Raw genomic sequence first — 16,744 nt, 5'->3', positions numbered from 1 at the left:
CCCACGGGGGTGAGTGATGCCGCCACAGCGCAGCACCGGTACGAACTCGGAAGCGGAACATCCGCGCTATGCCGGGCAGTACCTGCTGGAGGCGGAACTCGGCTCCGGTGGCATGGGGATCGTGCATCTGGCGCGCTCCGCCTCCGGGTTGCGGCTCGCCGTCAAGATCGTCCATGCCCAGTTCTCTCAAGACCCCGAGTTCCGGGGGCGGTTCCGTCAGGAAATCGCGGCCGCCCGCCGGGTCAGCGGCGCCTTCACCGCGCCCGTGGTGGACGCCGATCCCGAGGCCGAACACCCGTGGATGGCAACCCTGTTCATCCCCGGCCCGACCCTTGCCGAGCACGTGAAGCGGAACGGTGCGCTGTCGTCGGCCCGGCTGCGTCACCTGATGGCCGGACTCGCCGAGGCCCTGCGGGACATCCACCGGGCCGGTGTCGTCCACCGCGATCTCAAGCCCAGCAACGTACTGCTGGCCGACGACGGGCCGAAAGTCATCGACTTCGGCATCTCGCGCCCCGCCGACAGTGAACTGCGTACGGAGACCGGGAAGTTGATCGGCACCCCGCCGTTCATGGCGCCGGAGCAGTTCAGCAGGCCACGGCATGTCGGGCCGGCCGCCGACGTGTTCGCTCTCGGTTCGGTGATCGTCCACGCGGCCACCGGGAGCGGGCCGTTCGACTCGGACAGTCCCTATCTGGTCGCCTATCAAGTCGTCCACGACGAGCCGGACCTGACCGGTGTGCCGGATGACATGGTCGACCTCGTCTCGCGCTGCCTCGCCAAGGAGCCCGAGGAACGGCCCACCCCGGACGAGCTGATGACCGCGCTGCGCTCGGCGTCGGCCTCGTACGACACCCGGGCCTTCATCCCCGAACAGCGCGTCGGGAACGGGGAGTCGGCGCCACCGGCTCGGAAGTCGCGTCCGTGGCCGGGGCGTGAACGGCCGGAGGGCGCCGAGGACCGCACCCACGTGGCCGCCCGGAAGAGAGGCGGGCGGCGTCGGCGCCTGCCCGTCACCCTGGCCCTGGCGGGACTCGCCGCCGCCGCCGTCGCCGTCGGTGCCTTCGCGCGGTTCGGCGGGACGGAGACCCAGGCGGAGAAGCGGCAGCCGTCGAAGAGCAGCGTGTTCGAGCCGTGGGACGTGAAGCCGGACGCCGGCGGCGTGAAAGCAGCCGGGCAGCCGCAATGCACGTACGGCTCGCACCGGTTGTACTGCATCCGGCCCGGCGTACTGGCCACCGGTGTCGATCCCGCGAACGGCAAAGTGCTGTGGTCCCGGCCCGACCCGGGATGGCGGAGCGGAGACGTGACGAGCCCGCCGGTCCTGTCCGGTGGTCTGCTGCATGTCCTCAGCCGGGGCGGACAACGGCTGACGGCACTGGATCCCGCCACAGGAAAGACCCGCTGGGACCGCGACACCACGCGCTACGGCGGCGGGATCGCCCACATCGGTGCGGTCGTCCTGCTCACCGGACGGAACTCCGAAGTCACCGCGCTCGACGCGGCGACCGGCGAGAAGCTGTGGCAACACGCCCTTCCGGGACAGGCGTTGCCGAGATTCTCGTCCTACGGGGACGGCGTCGCGTACGCCGTCTCGTCGAACGGAGGGCCGACCCTGGTGGCGGCGGTCGATCCTGAGACCGGTGCCATGAGCTGGCAAAGGCGCCTGGATCACGGGCTGAGCCTCGTGCACGCGCGTGCCGGCGTCCTCTGGTTCACTGCCACCGACTCGCACCAGTACACGGACGCCGTCGTCCGGTACGACGTCGCTGACCGGACCGTCAAGCGCACCGCACTGCGCCTGCCCCTGCCGGGAGCACAGGCTGCCGTCCATGGGGACACGGCTTATCTGCTGGCCGACGGCGGCGCGCTGGTGGCCGTGGACACCCGGACCTCGGCACAGTCGTGGCGGGTGGAAACATCCGTCAGCTGGGCGTCGGCTCCCACCGTGGCCGACGACCGCCTCTACCTGAGCGCCGCGGACGGACGGCTCCTCGCGATCGACACCGTGCATGGAGCGCTGCTCGGTCAGACCAAAGCGCGCCTGGGCGGCAAACAGGGTTCGTTGGCCGACGTGCTCCCGGCCCCCCTCACCGCCGGCAACCACATCTACGCCACGGCCCCCGACGGCTCCCTCTTCGCGGTCGACGGGCGGGATCCCTCGGGCTGGTGACACGCGGAGGGGCCGCCCCGGCAGGAGCGGCCCCTTCACGGACTTCTGACGCGTGACCGTCGGCCCGGTGTCCGGGCCGGTGATCAGCCCAGCTTCGAGACGTCCCGCACCGCGCCCTTGTCCGCACTCGTCGCCATCGCGGCGTACGCGCGGAGGGCGGCCGAGACCTTGCGCTCACGGTTCACCGGTGCGTAGACGCCGTTCAGGGCGTCGCGGCGGGTGGCCAACTCGTCGTCGGACACGAGCAGTTCGATCGAGCGGTTCGGGATGTCGATGCGGATGCGGTCGCCGTCCTGGACGAGGGCGATCGTGCCGCCGGACGCGGCCTCCGGGGAGGCGTGGCCGATCGACAGGCCCGAAGTGCCGCCGGAGAAGCGGCCGTCGGTGATCAGGGCGCAGGTCTTGCCGAGGCCGCGGCCCTTGAGGAAGGACGTCGGGTAGAGCATCTCCTGCATACCGGGGCCGCCCTTGGGGCCCTCGTAGCGGATGACCACGACGTCGCCGTGCGTGATCTCCTTCTTGAGGATCTTGTCGACGGCCTCGTCCTGGGACTCGCAGACGACCGCCGGGCCCTCGAAGGTCCAGATGGACTCGTCGACGCCGGCCGTCTTCACGACGCAGCCGTCGACGGCCAGGTTGCCCTTGAGGACCGCGAGGCCGCCGTCCTTGGAGTAGGCGTGCTCGGCGGAGCGGATGCAGCCGTTCTCGGCGTCCTCGTCGAGGGCTTCCCAGCGCTCGGACTGGGAGAAGGCCTCGGAGGAGCGGACGCAGCCGGGGGCCGCGTGCCACAGCTCGATCGCCTCGGGGGACGGGGAGCCGGCGCGCACGTCCCACGTCTTCATCCAGTCGGAGAGGGACGGGCTGTGGACGGTGTGGACGTCCTCGTTGAGCAGGCCCGCGCGGTGCAGTTCGCCGAGCAGGGCGGGGATGCCGCCGGCGCGGTGCACGTCCTCCATGTAGTACGTGCGGTCCTTGGCGACGTTCGGGGCCACCTTGGCGAGGCACGGCACCCGGCGCGAGACCTCGTTGATCTCGTCCAGACCGAAGGGGACGCCCGCCTCCTGGGCCGCGGCCAGCAGGTGCAGGATCGTGTTGGTGGAGCCACCCATGGCGATGTCGAGGGCCATGGCGTTCTCGAACGCCGCGTGCGTGGCGATGTTGCGCGGCAGGACCGACTCGTCGTCCTGGTCGTAGTAGCGGCGCGTGATGTCGACGACCGTGCGGGCCGCGTCCTCGTACAGGCCCTTGCGGGCGGTGTGGGTGGCGAGGACCGAGCCGTTGCCGGGCAGGCTCAGGCCGATGGCCTCGGTCAGGCAGTTCATCGAGTTGGCGGTGAACATGCCGGAACAGGAACCGCAGGTCGGACAGGCGTTCTCCTCGATACGGAGGATGTCCTCGTCCGAGATCTTGTCGTTCACGGCGTCGGAGATCGCGTCGACCAGGTCGAGCGTGCGGACCGTGCCGTCGACCAGGGTGGCGCGGCCGGACTCCATGGGGCCGCCGGAGACGAAGACCGTCGGGATGTTCAGGCGCAGGGCGGCCATGAGCATGCCGGGCGTGATCTTGTCGCAGTTCGAGATGCAGATCAGGGCGTCGGCGCAGTGCGCCTCGACCATGTACTCCACCGAGTCCGCGATCAGGTCGCGGGAGGGCAGGGAGTACAGCATGCCGCCGTGGCCCATCGCGATGCCGTCGTCGACGGCGATCGTGTTGAACTCACGGGCGATGCCGCCGGCCGCCGTGATGGCCTCGCTGACGATCCGGCCGACGGGCTGCAGGTGGGTGTGCCCCGGCACGAACTCCGTGAAGGAGTTGGCGACGGCGATGATCGGCTTCCGTCCGATGTCCGCGCCGGGTACACCGGAGGCGCGCATAAGGGCGCGTGCGCCCGCCATGTTGCGGCCGTGGGTGACTGTGCGGGACCTCAGCTCGGGCATCGTCGCTCGCTCCTTCGGGGAGGCATGAGGAGGGTTATGACTGAAGTCGAGCGTACGCCGGTGCTCCAGGATCCGGACAGGCCGTCCGTATCCCGGGACATACGTCTCGAACAGCGGCCACCTTCGCATGGCATACCAGCACGTCAGCGACGTACTGACGGGGTGGAGCCGCCTCGCCGGCGGGTCCTCTCGCTCATGGGTTCGTCAGGTGTCCCTGCACCACCGGCGCCACCCTGGCCACGATGCGCTCCAGGTCCACCGAGGCGAGCGGCTCGACCTTGATCACATAGCGCAGCATCGCGACCCCTACCAGCTGGGCCGCCGCCAGCTCCACGCGCAGCTCCGCGTCCGGGACGTCGAGCCGGGCCGCGACGCGTCGCAGCAGCTGGGCTGCGACGAGGCGGCGGAAGACGGCGGCCGCGGTGTCGTTGTTCACCGCCGAGCGGACGATCGCCAGCAGCGGGGTGCGGCTCGTGGGGTTCTCCCAGACGCCGAGGAAGAAGCGGGTCAGGCGTTCCCCGACGCCGTCGAGAGGGCCCTCGACGATCGTGTCGGGGGCGCCGAGCGCGGGGGCCATGGCTCCCTCGACGGCCGCCTCGAAGACCTGTTCCTTGGTGCCGAAGTAGTGGTGGACGAGCGCGGAGTCCACGCCGGCGGACTTGGCGATGCCGCGGACCGACGTCTTCTCGTACCCGCGCTCGGAGAACTCCTCGCGGGCCGCCTCCAGGATGCGGTCGCGGGTGGCGGGGCCGGACTCCGTCTGCGTACGCGTGGGGCGTCCCCGGCCGCGGCGGGGGGCGGCGTCCGTCATCCCCGGGGCACCTTCACGGCGGACGCGAGGTGGAGCCGGGTGAAGGCGAGGGCCTCCGCCAGGTCGGCCTCGCGCTCGGCGCTGGACATCGCGCGGCGGGTGTTGACCTCGATGACGACATGGCCGTCGAAACCGGACTGCGCGAGACGGTCGAGGAGTTCGGCGCAGGGCTGGGTGCCGCGGCCCGGGACCAGGTGCTCGTCCTTGTTGGAACCGTTGCCGTCGGCGAGGTGGACGTGACCGAGGCGGTCGCCCATGCGGTCGATCATCTGCAGGGCGTCGGTGCGGGCGGTCGCGGTGTGGCTGAGGTCGATCGTGAAGTGCCGGTAGTCGTCCTTCGTCACGTCCCAGTCGGGGGCGTACGCGAGCATCTCGCGGTCGCGGTAGCGCCACGGGTACATGTTCTCGACGGCGAACCGGACGTCCGTCTCGTCGGCCATGCGCCAGATCCCGGTGACGAAGTCACGGGCGTACTGACGCTGCCAGCGGAACGGGGGATGGACGACCACGGTGCTCGCGCCGAGTTTCTCGGCGGCCGCCCTGGCGCGCTGGAGCTTGATCCAGGGGTCGGTGGACCAGACCCGCTGGGTGATCAGCAGACAGGGGGCGTGGACGGCGAGGATCGGCATCCGGTGGTAGTCGCTGAGGCGGCGCAGCGCGTCGATGTCCTGGCTGACCGGGTCGGTCCACACCATGACCTCGACACCGTCGTAGCCGAGGCGCGCGGCGATCTCGAAGGCCGTCGCCGTCGACTCCGGGTACACGGACGCCGTGGACAGCGCGACCTTCGCATCCGGGATGCGCACCACTGGTTCTGCCACGAGGGACAGCGTACGGGGTGCCTCCGGCGGTTGGGCGAGGGGCGGCGAGCTTGGCCGGGAGGCTCCTGCGGGCCCCCGTCGGGGGTTTGTTGGCCTCCGGCCGGAGGGCGGTCCGGCCTCCGACCAGGAGCGAATCGGCCTCCGGCCCGGAGTGCGGCGGGGGTCGGCCCGGAGGGCTCGGGGCCCCGGGCGGGGGTGCTCTCGTGATGGACGCCACGGCGCCGGCCGGATGGTCCCGTGACGGACGCCACGGGCACCGGCGGTGCTTTCGTGATCGACGCCACGGACACCGGCGGTGAGCCTCGGTGATCGACGCCACGGACAGCGGCGGTCTCCGTCATCGACGCCCATGGGCCCGGCGGGACGCTCCTGACGTGATCGGTGCCAGGACACCCCTGGGTGCTCCCGGCGTGATCGACGGGTCGTACACGCCCCGTCGCCGTGGGTGGGACGGGCGTCGGGCGGCCGTCCACCGTGCGGGGCAGGTCGCGCCGTTCCCCGCGCCCCTTTGCGGCGCCTTCCCCCGAGCCCGGTCCCGGGCGTCGCCGGTTCGGGCGCCCCCTGGCCCATACCGACGCATGCCTGTGGACGACTGCCCCTCGTCCGTGGCCGGTCGCGCCGTTCCCCGCGCCCGTTTGCGGCGCCCCTTTGCGGCGCCTTCCCCCAAGCCCGGTCACCGTCGTCGCGGGGTCGGGTGCACCCTCGCCGTGCCTGGGGAAGCCCCCTTCGGGAGCCTCTCCCGCTCCCCTTCTGTTCTGCTGTTTCCTACTCCGATGCCATCTGGTCCAGGCGGCGCAGGATGACGCCCTCGCGCAGGGCCCAGGGGCAGATCTCCAGGGTTTCCACGCCGAAGAGGTCCATGGCGCCCTCGGCGACCAGGGCGCCGGCGAGGAGTTGGCTGGAGCGGCCCGGGGAGACGCCCGGAAGTTCGGCGCGTTCGTCGGCCGTCATGGACGTGAGGCGGGGGACCCAGTCCTCCAGGGACCGGCGCTTGAGCTCGCGCTGGACGTACAGGCCGTCCGTGGAGCGCGCGGCCCCGGCGATGCGGGCGAGCTGCTTGAACGTCTTCGAGGTGGCGACCACGTGGTCCGGGGCGCCGAAACGGCTGAACTCACCGACCGTCCGGGCGATCTGGGCCCGCACATGGCGGCGCAGGGCCCGCACGTCCGCGGGGTCCGCCGGATCGGTGGGCAGCCAGCCCGCGGTCAGCCGGCCGGCGCCGAGCGGCAGCGACACGGCCGCGTCCGGCTCCTCGTCCATGCCGTACGCGATCTCCAGGGAGCCGCCGCCGATGTCGAGGACGAGCAGCTTGCCCGCCGACCAGCCGAACCAGCGGCGGGCCGCCAGGAAGGTGAGCCGGGCCTCCTCCGCGCCGGTGAGGACCTGCAGCTCGACATCGGTCTCGGCGTGCACCCGGGCAAGCACCTCGTCGGCGTTGCTGGCCTCGCGTACGGCCGAGGTCGCGAACGGCAGCAGGGCCTCGACACCCTTGTCCTCGGCGGCCTCCAGGGCGTCCTGGACGGTCTCGATCAGTTTGTCGACGCCTTCGGGGCCGATCGCCCCGCTCTCGTCGAGCAGTTGGGCAAGCCGCAAATCGGCCTTGTGCGAATGCGCGGGCAGCGGGCGGGCGCCGGGGTGGGCGTCCACCACCAGCAGATGCACCGTGTTCGAACCCACGTCGAGGACACCGAGTCTCATGTACGGAACGCTACTGCCCACACGGCGATTCACGTGGGGCGGGGCGAAGGCACACGTCGAACGGTGCTCCGCGGACAGTGGACGAGGCGTCCCCGGAACGGGCAGAAGCGACTTACCCTGGACGCGTGCCAAAGACGAAAAAGGCGAAGCCTGACAAATCGGCCACGGGTCCTTCGCAGGCGAAGGCCACGGAGCCCAAGAAGTCCGTGAAGAAGAGCGACGAGAAGGGGCTCGACTTCGCTCGCGCATGGGTGGAGTTTCCTGACCCGGCCGATGACGAGCAGGTCTTCCGGTGCGATCTGACATGGCTGACCTCCCGCTGGAACTGCATCTTCGGGAGCGGCTGCCAGGGCATCCAGGCGGGCCGCGCCGACGACGGCTGCTGCACGCTGGGCGCCCATTTCTCCGACGAGGACGACGAGAAGCGGGTGGCGGGGCACGTGGCCCGGCTCACGCCGGAGATCTGGCAGAACCATGACGTGGGCGTGGAGACGGGCTGGGTGTCGCAGGACGAGGACGGCGACCGCCAGACCCGCCCGTACGAGGGCTCCTGCATCTTCCAGAACCGTCCCGGCTTCGCCGGTGGCGCGGGCTGCTCGCTGCACATCCTGGCCGTCAAGGAGGGGCGCGAGCCGCTGGAGACCAAGCCGGACGTCTGCTGGCAGCTGCCCGTGCGCCGCACGTACGAGTGGATCGACCGGCCCGACGACACCCGGGTGCTCCAGGTCTCCATCGGCGAGTACGACCGCCGCGGCTGGGGCCCGGGCGGCCACGACCTGCATTGGTGGTGCACGTCGGCGACCTCGGCACACGGCGCCGGCGACCCGGTGTACGTCTCGTACCGTCCGGAGCTCGTCGAGCTGATGGGCAAGGCGGGATACGACCGCCTGGTCGAGCTGTGCGAGGAACGGCTGGCCTCGCAGCTGCCGCTGCTGGCACCGCACCCCGCGGATCCGGTCGGCTGAGCCCGGAGGGACCCGCACCCCCGCACGACCCCCTTGCGGCCACTGGCCCGGGCCCTACGAGGGGTCCGGGTCGCCGCTGTCGCCCGGCGGCGACGTCGAGCCGCCCGGGTCCGAGGAGGCCGAGTCGGTGGGAGTGGGCGTCGGCGTCGGATCGCTCGGAGTGGGGGACGGGTCCGGACTGGTCGGCGGCTGGGTGGAACCCGGCCCCGAGGGGCTGGGATGGCTCGGGGTGGGGGCGGGGTCGTGGCCACCGGGGTGGGACGGGCCCGCCTTTCCGTACCCGGCGATGGTGACCACCGCGCCCGCCGGGGAGATCGACACCCGCGCGCTCCAGTGGCCCACCGGCTCGCGAAGATGATCGACGTACACCTTGATCGTCAACGACTCGCCCGGATCGAGGGTCCCCGAGGACTGGCTGAGGTAGAGCCAGGACGCGCCGGTGCGCGCCGACCAGTGGACCGGTGAGCTGCCGGACGCGGTCAGCTTGACCAGGGTCGTGTCGCCGTCGGTGCCGGCCGCTACCGACAGGTGCCCCGCGTTCTGTCCCGGAGTGCTTCCGGGTGCGCTGACGACCTCCACGGAGACATCCGGCGAACGGCTGCCCTTGGTGAACCGGGCGTCCGGTCCGGCGCTGGCGTTGCCGGCGTTCTCGTAACCGCCCGCGCGCCCGTCGTCCAGACCGTCGGGGTCCTGGGCCTCGCTCGTGGTGGCCGGGCGGCCGTCCACACCCTCGCCGACCAGGGGCGCCCCCCGGTACGCCGCCCAGAGGGCGAGAACGGGCGCGGCGACGACGGTGGCGACGATCGTGGTCGTGACGGCACGCGCGCGAAGCCGGTCCCTCCGGGCGGCGTGGTCCTTGGGGTCCATCGGGAAACCGCGCCGGTCGAAGCGTGGGGCGCTGCCCCGCGCGCGCGGGGCGTGCGCCATGGCGACGCGCAGGGCCGCGTGCGGGGCCTCCAGGACGGGGAGCGCCGCGGGCGTGACGCTGGTGCCGGGCCAGGCGCCGGGGACCGCGCGCTCGGCGGTGCGGCGGCAGCGCGGGCAGTCGTCGACGTGCCGGACCAGCTCGCCGCGGAGGGTGGTGCTCAGCACGAGCTGGTTGTCGCCGGTGAGCCGGGCCACGCTGGGACAGGCGCCGGTCTCGACCACGGCGAGGGCCGCGCGGGTGCGTTCGACCTCGCAGGCGGCGGAGGCGAGCAGCTCGCGCGCGATGGCGAGGTCCATGCCCAGGACGGCGGCGACCTCGTGGACGGCGAGCTGGTGGCGTACGGCGAGTTCGAGCGCCTCGCGCTGCTCGGGGGTGGTACCGGCGGCCTCCGGCCAGGCCAGCAGGCCGAGTTCGTGCCGGCGGTGGGTCTGGACCTCCTCGGAGACCGGGGCGGCGCTCAGGGCCTCGGCCGCGCGCCGGTCGGCGGCGGCCTTGTGGGCTCCCTTTTGTGCGGCTTCCTTGTGGGTGCTCCAGGAGGCGCCCCCGGGGTCGCTCTTGTGCGGGGCGGACCGCCCGGAGGCGTGCGTCGCCTGCCGCCTGCGCCGCGCTTCCGTGAGCTTGCGCAGGCAGGACCAGCGGGCCAGCGCGTAGAGCCAGGCCCTGCGGTCGGCGGCGGACTCGGGGCCGCGCGGGCCGCGCCGCTCGGCCAGCGCGAGGGCGTCGCCCAGGGCGGCGGTGGCCGCGTCGTGGTCGCACAGCACGGACAGGCAGTAGGTGAACAGGCCGTCCAGGTAGGGCTCGTAACGCGCGGGGGGACGCTGGGGCAGGGTGCGGGGGTTCGCGGCACGGGGCACGGCCGCCCGCTTGCGCGCGGCTCCGTGCGCCCGGTGTGCGCCGGTGGTGTGCGTGGAGGTCTCCGAACTGCTGCTCATCACCCGTGCGACCGTAGGTGCCCGGGGGCGGCCCCTTCCTCCCCCTTGAGCACATTTAATCCGTACGGGTGAAACGATCCCTCATAAGGGGACAGGAACCCCCGACCCCTGGCCTGGGCCGTCACGGGTGGCGATGGCAGGCGATGGCAGATGGGGTCGCGAAGGCTCCCCGGAGGGCTCGGTCGCACGGGGGTGGGAAGGGGGCACGGGGGCTCGGGAACGGGCTGCGGCGGCTCAGGACGGGCCGCGGAGGCCCGGGGAAGAGGCCACGGCCGCAGGGGGCCGAAGTGCGGCGACCCGAGTCGGGCGGGGGCCGGAACGGGGCCTGGGGCCGGGCCCGGGGCCGGGGTGCACCGGTGCGTGCCGGGTTGTCAGTGGCTGCGGCTACGGTTCGGTCATGGCTGCCCGTACGAAAACCGCGAAGGACCGGCCGTCCTACCGCTGCACCGAGTGCGGCTGGCAGACGGCCAAGTGGCTCGGCCGCTGCCCCGAATGCCAGGCCTGGGGGACGGTCGAGGAGTACGGCACGCCCGCTGTCCGGACCACGGCACCGGGGCGGGTCACCACGTCCGCCGTGCCCATCGGACAGGTCGACGGCCGGCAGGCCACCGCCCGCAGCACCGGCGTGCCCGAGCTGGACCGCGTCCTCGGCGGCGGTCTCGTGCCCGGAGCGGTCGTCCTCGTCGCGGGCGAGCCCGGCGTCGGCAAATCCACGCTCCTCCTGGACGTGGCGGCCAAGTCCGCGAGCGACGAGCACCGCACGTTGTACGTGACGGGCGAGGAGTCGGCGAGCCAGGTGCGGCTCCGCGCGGACCGCATCAAGGCGATCGACGACCACCTCTATCTCGCCGCGGAGACCGATCTGGCGGCCGTCCTCGGCCACTTGGACGCGGTGAAGCCGTCCCTGCTCATCCTGGACTCGGTCCAGACCATCGCCTCCCCGGAGATCGACGGCGCGCCCGGCGGCATGGCGCAGGTCCGTGAGGTCGCGGGCGCGCTCATCCGTGCCTCCAAGGAGCGCGGCATGTCCACCCTGCTTGTGGGCCATGTCACCAAGGACGGCGCGATCGCCGGACCCCGGCTGCTCGAACACCTCGTGGACGTCGTCCTGTCGTTCGAGGGCGACCGGCATGCGCGGCTGAGGCTGGTCCGAGGCGTCAAGAACCGGTACGGGACGACGGACGAGGTCGGCTGCTTCGAGCTGCACGACGAGGGCATCACCGGCCTCACCGACCCGTCGGGGCTCTTCCTGACGCGCCGCACCGAGCCCGTCCCCGGCACCTGCCTGACCGTCACCCTCGAAGGCCGCCGCCCTCTGGTCGCCGAGGTGCAGGCGCTCACGGTGGACTCGCAGATCCCCTCCCCGCGCCGTACGACGTCCGGCCTGGAGACCTCCCGCGTCTCGATGATGCTCGCCGTTCTGGAGCAGCGCGGGCGGATCAGCGCACTCGGGAAGCGGGACATCTACTCGGCGACGGTCGGCGGCGTGAAGCTCTCCGAGCCCGCCGCGGACCTCGCCATCGCGCTCGCCCTGGCGTCCGCGGCGAGCGACACCCCGCTGCCCAAGAACCTCGTGGCGATCGGCGAAGTGGGGCTCGCGGGCGAGGTCAGACGGGTCACGGGCGTCCAGCGCAGGCTGGCCGAAGCACACCGTCTGGGCTTCACCCACGCTCTCGTACCGACCGATCCCGGCAAGGTCCCCGCCGGCATGAAGGTCCTGGAAGTGGCCGACATCGGCGCGGCCCTGAGCGTCCTTCCGCGCTCGCGTCGTAGAGAGGCCCCACGGGAAGAGGAGCAGCGCCGGTAGACTTTGCCCTGGTCTCGCCCGTCCGTACGAACCGAGCGCGACCGGAAACCCGCGACCGGAGGAGTGCAGTGGCAGCCAACGACCGGGCAGCAGCTCCCGGAAAATCCGGTGGGAGCTCCGGTGCCGATGGCCTGATGCGCGCCGCACTCAGCGCCGTGGCACCCGGCACGGCCCTGCGCGACGGGCTTGAACGAATTCTCCGCGGCAACACCGGCGGACTCATCGTGCTCGGCTCGGACAAGACCGTCGAAGCGATGTGCACGGGCGGTTTTGTCCTGGATGTCGAGTTCACCGCGACCCGTCTGCGTGAGCTGTGCAAGCTCGACGGCGGCATCGTGCTCGACAAGGACATCACCAAGATCCTTCGGGCGGGCGTGCAGCTCGTGCCCGACCCGACGATCCCGACGGAGGAGACGGGCACGCGGCACCGCACCGCGGACCGGGTGAGCAAGCAGGTCGGCTACCCCATCGTCTCGGTCTCCCAGTCGATGCGCCTGATCGCCCTGTACGTCGACGGTCAGCGCCGCGTCCTGGAGGACTCCGCCGCGATCCTCTCCCGCGCCAACCAGGCCCTCGCCACGCTGGAGCGCTACAAGCTCCGCCTGGACGAGGTCGCGGGAACGTTGTCAGCGCTGGAGATCGAGGATCTCGTCACGGTCCGGGACGTCTCCGCGGTCGCCCAGCGTCTGGAGATGGTGCGCCGCATCGCCACCGAGATCGCCGAGTACGTCGTCGAACTGGGCACCGACGGGCGTCTGCTGACCCTCCAGCTCGACGAGCTGATCGCCGGCGTCGAGCCCGATCGCGAGCTGGTCGTCCGGGACTACGTGCCCGAGCCGACCGCCAAGCGTTCCCGCACGGTCGACGAGGCGCTGTCCGAGCTGGACGCGCTCAGCCACGCGGAGCTCCTCGAACTTTCCACAGTGGCACGGGCGTTGGGTTACACCGGCTCCCCCGAGGCGCTCGACTCCGCGGTCTCCCCGCGTGGTTTCCGCCTCCTCGCCAAGGTGCCGCGGCTGCCGGGCGCGATCATCGACCGGCTCGTGGAGCACTTCGGCGGGCTCCAGAAGCTGCTCGCCGCGAGCGTGGACGACCTGCAGACGGTCGACGGCGTGGGCGAGGCCCGGGCGCGCAGCGTCCGCGAGGGCCTGTCCCGGCTGGCGGAGTCGTCGATCCTGGAGCGTTACGTCTAGAGGCTGTCGTCCGGATCACGCCGCGGACGCGCGGCGCGGTCCTGGATCTCGGCATGGCCCTTGCACGCCCGAGGGGCGGCCCGGCCCACCCCTCGGGACCCTCAGTCCTTGGACAGGACGAACGACGTCTGCGCCTTCGTCAGACCCGGCGCCTTCGCCTCGACCAGGTAGGTACCGGCGGGAGCCGAACCCGGCGGGGGCGTCGCGCACTCGGGGGCAGAGGCCTTGCGGTCCCACTTCACCGTGTAGGTGACCTGATTGCCGGCCGATACGCGGTAGAGGACGCCCGCGGCACTCTTCGGGCAGTCGTCCGAGGCCCAGATGTCGTCGTCGCTGCCCGCCTGAGTGATCGTCAGAACGGTGTTCTTCGGGCCGAGATCGACCTTGCAGTCACTGCCCGAGGAGTTCTTGGCGATGAGCTCGATCGTGGGCTGCTCACCGGGGGCGTACGTGTTGCGGGCACTCTTGAGCGTCAACTTCACCTTGCCCGCAGTGCAGTTGGGGAGAGTGGAACCGGCCGGGAGCTGATCGGCCGATCCGCCACCGGTGCCCGCCCCTTCGCCGGAACCGCCGCCGGTGCTCGCGCCGGAGCCCGCGGAACCGCCGCCGGAGCCTTCGCCGGACCCCCCGTCGGTTCCGCCGCTGTCGCCGGAACCCCCGTCACCGCCGCCACTGCCGCTCGACTCGTCGCGGCCGCCGGGGTGTTGGCTGATCGCGGGACCCGAGCCGGAGGGACCCGGCGTGATCGAGGGCGCGGGGTTCTTTCCGTTCGACCCACCGGAGTTGTTGTTCCCGCCCCCGCCGCCGGTACTGACCACCCAGACCGTGAGCAGCGCCAACAGCGCTACTACGGACAGCAGAACGGCCCTCCGACGCCAATAGATGGTGGAGGGGAGCGGCCCGACCGGATTGCGCAGAGATCCCACGGCGCAAACTGTACGAGAGATCCGCCGCGCCGCTGGCCCCACCCGCCGCCCTGGTCGCAACTTTTCCGGATCATCATCCCGGCAGACAGCCTTCCCGGCGCCTCGACGGACGCCGAGGGCGGTCTTTCACCACCGCCCGCCCCGGCGTCGTCCCCGCATCCCCGCCACCGCATGGCAGGATCGATATCGCCATGACTGCACCCACCAAGCCCACCAAGCCCACCCGGAACGCTTCCGGCGAGGACCTCCACACCCCCGTCATCGCCTGGTTCGACGAGCACGCCCGCGATCTGCCCTGGCGGCACCCCGATGCCGGCCCCTGGGCGGTGATGGTCAGCGAGTTCATGCTCCAGCAGACCCCGGTCAACCGCGTGCTGCCCGTGTACGAGCAGTGGCTGGCCCGCTGGCCGCGCCCCGCCGATCTGGCGAAGGACGCGCCCGGGGAAGCCGTCCGGGCCTGGGGGCGGCTCGGTTACCCGCGCCGCGCCCTGCGTCTGCACGGCGCCGCGGTGGCCATAACGGAGCGGCACGGCGGCGACGTACCGACGGAGCACGCCCAGCTGCTGGCGCTGCCCGGCATCGGCGAGTACACGGCGGCGGCCGTCGCGTCGTTCGCGTACGGCCAGCGGCATCCCGTCCTGGACACGAACGTCCGCCGGGTGTTCGCCCGTGCCGTCACCGGCGTGCGGTACCCGCCGAACGCCACCACCGCCGCCGAGCGCAAGCTCGCCCGTGCCCTGCTTCCCGAGAGCGAGAGCACGGCGTCGCGCTGGGCCGCCGCCTCGATGGAGCTCGGCGCGCTGATCTGCACGGCGAAGAACGAGACGTGTCACCGCTGCCCGATCGCCGCGCAGTGCGCGTGGCGGCTGGCCGGCAAGCCGGAGCACGACGGACCGCCGCGCAGGGGGCAGACGTACGCGGGCACGGACCGTCAGGTGCGCGGCAAACTGCTGGCCGTCCTGCGGGAGGCCCATGCGCCGGTTCCGCAGTCCGCGCTGGACCGCGTGTGGGACGAACCGGTCCAGCGGGCCCGGGCGCTCGACGGACTGGTCGCCGACGGGCTGGTGGAGCCGCTCCCCGGCGGTCTGTATCGGCTGCCGATGACATAGCGGAGGCACCGAACCGGCATCAACCCGGACGTACGACCCCTCTGCCTTACCCCGCGCCTACAACCGTTACACAACCGACGGACAGCCGAGTGCTGGCCGCAGGCTGGCTCGGACAACCCCGTGACAACGCCTCCGTAGCTTCATTGCCGTACCGCAGGAAGGGCCGCAACGAGCGGTCGCGGAGCGGCGGTTCGCAGGCAATGGACAACCGGCAGCAGGCAGGTCGGAAACGGGGATGGAGGCGGTTGATCATGGCGCACGGCGAGGTGCTCGAATTCGAGGAGTACGTCCGCACTCGACAGGACGCGCTGCTGCGCAGTGCCCGCCGCCTGGTCCCCGACCCGGTCGACGCCCAGGACCTGCTCCAGACCGCGCTCGTCCGGACGTACGGCCGCTGGGACGGTATCGCCGACAAGCGGCTGGCCGATGCCTACCTGCGCCGCGTCATGATCAACACCCGCACCGAGTGGTGGCGCGCCCGCAAGCTCGAAGAGGTGCCCACCGAGCAGCTGCCGGACGCGAGCGTGGAGGACGCCACCGAGCAGCACGCGGACCGCGCGCTGCTGATGGACATCATGAAGGTGCTGGCACCCAAGCAGCGCAGTGTCGTGGTGCTGCGACACTGGGAGCAGATGTCCACGGAGGAGACGGCCGCCGCACTCGGCATGTCGGCCGGAACGGTCAAGAGCACGCTGCACCGGGCGCTGGCCCGGCTCCGCGAGGAGCTGGAGAGCCGCGACCTGGACGCTCGCGCGCTCGAACGTGAGGAGCGGGAGCGTTGCGCGGCCTAGGAGTTCGGGCCAGAACGGCCCTGAAGGCGGGGAGTTCGGCGGCGGCCGGGCTCACCGCCCTCGGCCTTTTCATGACCGCGTGCGCCACCGGCGGCACCGGCGCCCGCGACGAGGGCCCGGCGGGCAGTGACGCGGTCGCCAAGAGCGGTACCACCCCGGTCGTCTCCGGCTCGCCCACCCGGGCGCCCAAGCGCGCGGACGCGGTCCGGATCGTCAAGGCAGACCCGGAGGTCAGCGCGGCGGTCAAGCGCGACCTGAAGCCGTGCGTCGCCGACGAGTACCCGGTCGACGTGTCGTACGGGGACCTGACCGGCGGATCGTCGAACGACATCGTGATCAACGTGATGACCTGTGCCGACGCCGTGGGCGTCGGCTCGTACGTCTATCGCGAGGAGAACGGCAGGTACCAGAATGTCTTCCAGGCCGAGGAGCCGCCGGTCTACGCCGAGATAGACCGCGGCGATCTGGTGGTCACCCAGCAGCTGTACGCGAAGGGCGACCCGGTGTCGTACCCGTCCAGCGAGGAAGTGATCACCTACAGCTGGTCCACGACGCGCTTCGTCGAGCAGTCCCGGATCCACAACGACTACAGCAACGCGGTGGGCGGCGCGAGCTCGCCCGCCCCCGACGCGAACTGAGAGCGGACGGAACAG

13 protein-coding genes are annotated in these 16,744 nt (G+C 71.9%); 7 read left to right on the top strand and 6 right to left on the bottom strand.

Going from position 1 to position 16,744, the window contains the following annotated elements; genetic code table 11:
* Positions 1-16 precede the first annotated feature (16 nt).
* Positions 17-2,173 (top strand): protein kinase domain-containing protein, encoded by a 2,157-nt coding sequence (locus tag OG788_RS25640; protein WP_406373697.1) that lies wholly within the window; start codon positions 17-19, stop codon positions 2,171-2,173.
* Between the two features lie 83 nt (positions 2,174-2,256).
* Here the strand turns inward: OG788_RS25640 and ilvD are convergent, their stop codons facing one another.
* The 4 genes from ilvD to OG788_RS25620 form a co-directional block, all read right to left on the bottom strand.
* The gene (gene ilvD, locus OG788_RS25635; RefSeq protein WP_351542490.1) at positions 2,257-4,110 is read right to left on the bottom strand and encodes a dihydroxy-acid dehydratase; all 1,854 of its coding nucleotides are present in this window, start codon (positions 4,108-4,110) and stop codon (positions 2,257-2,259) included.
* A gap of 193 nt (positions 4,111-4,303) precedes the next feature.
* Entirely contained in the window at positions 4,304-4,921 is a 618-nt protein-coding gene (locus OG788_RS25630; protein ID WP_406373695.1) for a TetR family transcriptional regulator, read from the bottom strand.
* Complete coding sequence (locus OG788_RS25625; protein WP_351542492.1) at positions 4,918-5,742, bottom strand: sugar phosphate isomerase/epimerase; 825 nt, start codon at positions 5,740-5,742, stop codon at positions 4,918-4,920. Before OG788_RS25625 ends, OG788_RS25630 begins: the two co-directional genes overlap by 4 nt.
* A 765-nt stretch (positions 5,743-6,507) precedes the next feature.
* Positions 6,508-7,440, bottom strand: a complete 933-nt coding sequence (locus OG788_RS25620) for a Ppx/GppA phosphatase family protein (protein WP_351542493.1) — start codon at positions 7,438-7,440, stop codon at positions 6,508-6,510.
* Between the two features lie 125 nt (positions 7,441-7,565).
* Here OG788_RS25620 and OG788_RS25615 point away from each other — a divergent pair, with 125 nt between their 5' ends.
* Positions 7,566-8,405 (top strand): hypothetical protein, encoded by an 840-nt coding sequence (locus tag OG788_RS25615; protein ID WP_406373692.1) that lies wholly within the window; start codon positions 7,566-7,568, stop codon positions 8,403-8,405.
* 54 nt (positions 8,406-8,459) lie between these two features.
* Here the strand turns inward: OG788_RS25615 and OG788_RS25610 are convergent, their stop codons facing one another.
* Positions 8,460-10,268, bottom strand: coding sequence for a BACON domain-containing protein (locus tag OG788_RS25610; RefSeq protein WP_406373690.1), 1,809 nt, complete (start codon positions 10,266-10,268; stop codon positions 8,460-8,462).
* A gap of 394 nt (positions 10,269-10,662) precedes the next feature.
* Between OG788_RS25610 and radA the strand changes: the two genes are divergently transcribed.
* Both radA and disA read left to right on the top strand, forming a co-directional pair.
* Complete coding sequence (gene radA / locus OG788_RS25605; RefSeq protein WP_266761296.1) at positions 10,663-12,072, top strand: DNA repair protein RadA; 1,410 nt, start codon at positions 10,663-10,665, stop codon at positions 12,070-12,072.
* Positions 12,073-12,140: 68 nt separating this feature from the next.
* A complete protein-coding gene (disA, locus tag OG788_RS25600; RefSeq protein WP_351542496.1) occupies positions 12,141-13,265 on the top strand; it encodes a DNA integrity scanning diadenylate cyclase DisA in 1,125 nt (374 codons plus the stop codon).
* A gap of 101 nt (positions 13,266-13,366) precedes the next feature.
* Here the strand turns inward: disA and OG788_RS25595 are convergent, their stop codons facing one another.
* The gene (locus tag OG788_RS25595) at positions 13,367-14,191 is read right to left on the bottom strand and encodes a hypothetical protein (protein WP_406373688.1); all 825 of its coding nucleotides are present in this window, start codon (positions 14,189-14,191) and stop codon (positions 13,367-13,369) included.
* 191 nt (positions 14,192-14,382) lie between these two features.
* Here OG788_RS25595 and OG788_RS25590 point away from each other — a divergent pair, with 191 nt between their 5' ends.
* The 3 genes from OG788_RS25590 to OG788_RS25580 all read left to right on the top strand — a co-directional run bounded on the left by OG788_RS25590 (position 14,383) and on the right by OG788_RS25580 (position 16,729).
* Positions 14,383-15,300, top strand: coding sequence for an A/G-specific adenine glycosylase (locus OG788_RS25590; protein ID WP_406373686.1), 918 nt, complete (start codon positions 14,383-14,385; stop codon positions 15,298-15,300).
* Positions 15,301-15,551: 251 nt separating this feature from the next.
* Entirely contained in the window at positions 15,552-16,091 is a 540-nt protein-coding gene (locus OG788_RS25585; RefSeq protein ID WP_266761288.1) for a SigE family RNA polymerase sigma factor, read from the top strand.
* Positions 16,079-16,729 (top strand): hypothetical protein, encoded by a 651-nt coding sequence (locus OG788_RS25580; RefSeq protein WP_406373684.1) that lies wholly within the window; start codon positions 16,079-16,081, stop codon positions 16,727-16,729. The genes OG788_RS25585 and OG788_RS25580 overlap by 13 nt, the downstream gene beginning before the upstream one ends.
* Positions 16,730-16,744 lie beyond the last annotated feature (15 nt).

This window comes from Streptomyces sp. NBC_00647 (assembly GCF_045207245.1).
In the GTDB taxonomy this organism is placed as follows: domain Bacteria; phylum Actinomycetota; class Actinomycetes; order Streptomycetales; family Streptomycetaceae; genus Streptomyces.
Note: the sequence above shows the minus strand (reverse complement) of the source record. Positions and strands in the feature narration are given on the sequence as shown.

Coding starts and splice junctions, on each gene's coding strand:
- ilvD (WP_351542490.1), bottom strand. CDS start 4,110: ATGCCCGAGCTGAGGTCCCGCACAGTCACCCACGGCCGCAACATGGCG.
- OG788_RS25630 (WP_406373695.1), bottom strand. CDS start 4,921: ATGACGGACGCCGCCCCCCGCCGCGGCCGGGGACGCCCCACGCGTACG.
- radA (WP_266761296.1), top strand. CDS start 10,663: ATGGCTGCCCGTACGAAAACCGCGAAGGACCGGCCGTCCTACCGCTGC.
- OG788_RS25620 (WP_351542493.1), bottom strand. CDS start 7,440: ATGAGACTCGGTGTCCTCGACGTGGGTTCGAACACGGTGCATCTGCTG.
- OG788_RS25640 (WP_406373697.1), top strand. CDS start 17: ATGCCGCCACAGCGCAGCACCGGTACGAACTCGGAAGCGGAACATCCG.
- OG788_RS25585 (WP_266761288.1), top strand. CDS start 15,552: ATGGCGCACGGCGAGGTGCTCGAATTCGAGGAGTACGTCCGCACTCGA.
- OG788_RS25590 (WP_406373686.1), top strand. CDS start 14,383: ATGACTGCACCCACCAAGCCCACCAAGCCCACCCGGAACGCTTCCGGC.